This is a genomic window from Stenotrophomonas maltophilia complex sp. Om-AH-Sm3, assembly GCF_059337855.1.
Window position 1 is genome coordinate 1 of record NZ_JBYBLQ010000044.1, and the last position, 255, is coordinate 255.

Annotated in this window: 1 rRNA gene; it reads right to left on the minus strand. The window is 51.8% G+C overall.

From position 1 onward, the window contains the following. Window positions 1–99 (minus strand): 23S ribosomal RNA (locus AC10QF_RS20130); the annotation flags it as partial. Window positions 100–255: the final 156 nt, after the last annotated feature.

Consider the following 255-nt stretch of genomic DNA (forward strand, 5'->3'; position numbering starts at 1 on the left):
AAGCTTGTTGCCAGCTCCCCGATACTTTTCGCAGGCTGCCACGTCCTTCATCGCCTCTGACCGCCAAGGCATCCACCGTGTGCGCTTATTCGCTTGACCATATAACCGCAAGTTGCCTTGGGTTACACATGACCCGGGGGTACAAAGCCCGGATACGAATATAACGACTCAATCAATAAAGAGACTTGCGTCTCTCGCCTTAGCCTCACGACACGTCTGATAGAACATCTCAAACGCTCGCTACGTCACAAGTTT